The organism is Pseudonocardia halophobica, from assembly GCF_027922425.1.
Lineage (GTDB): Bacteria > Actinomycetota > Actinomycetes > Mycobacteriales > Pseudonocardiaceae > Pseudonocardia > Pseudonocardia halophobica.
In genome coordinates this window covers 1-992 of record NZ_BSFQ01000148.1, presented here as the reverse complement: position 1 = coordinate 992, position 992 = coordinate 1, and the positions used below count along the sequence as shown (strand labels likewise).

Genomic DNA, 992 nt, shown 5'->3' with positions numbered 1-992 from the left:
TTTGTGACCATTCATCTGCAACATCAAAAGAACAAAGAAGGCGTCGGCTACCGCGGGTAGCCTACGCACAATGCCCCGTGGCTTTGACGCAGCGTATAAGAACACGTCCCACAGCCCTAAAAGAGATTCCTCGGAAATCGGGTTCCAGTTCTTCCGAAGGAAATCTTCCAGCTCGCCAGAAATAGAAAGTGACTCCATTGCCGCAACTATAAACTCCATACCTCCAGCGATATCGCTCTCGTCAAACCGCTCTTCATCCAAAAGACTCCGGCGCGAAGTGGTTACAAATAGCAAATACTGAGTCGCCAATACACAAGCTAGAGAATTAATCTCATAGGGAGCAGCGTCTTCCCCATTGAACATGGCCAGACCCAAGCCGTGAATGGCCATTAGCTCCACCACATTTGATTTGAACATATAAATGAAACACCTAGCCTCACTAATATCCAACCTTGCCCTATCAAGCATATTCGACCGTACGGAGGTCCTCGCTGGCGCCAGCGACCTCCAAACCAACTCAAAGTCTTCTCCATTTACCGGAGAAAGTCTCCGCGCACGGAATCCTGCATAGAAGTTGCCCAGGATATAGATCGCCTTAATGCGATTCACATCACCCGCATTACTGACAATCTTCCCTAGCTCTGAAGACAAGTGATCTGCGACTATCTGACTCTTTGATCTAGAGAACTTCAAAAGCCCATGCATGACCTCGCATGCGTTCTGATAGTTAAACTCACGCAAGGAAAACAACTCATCCAAAACAAAGTTGCACACCTCTAGAACCTTCGCCTCAGGAAGAACCAGATAGTCAAGCGTTCTAACAACAAAATATATATAGTTAAATCTCTGGTCATCGGAGAGCACAGAATGCTCCTCTTTGCCCGGGTTAATCAGAGCTTGAATAGCCTGCAAGGACTTGGGGCTGCTTCTGAATGTCGACGTTTGAAGAGCAAGGTGATTAACTACATCCCACTCAGCAGACACTATCTTCT

1 protein-coding gene is annotated in these 992 nt (G+C 47.2%); it reads right to left on the bottom strand.

Going from position 1 to position 992, the window contains the following annotated elements; genetic code table 11:
* Window positions 1-864 (bottom strand): hypothetical protein (locus PKE99_RS37780; RefSeq protein WP_271215061.1); only part of this gene is annotated, 864 nt, incomplete at its 3' end.
* Window positions 865-992 lie beyond the last annotated feature (128 nt).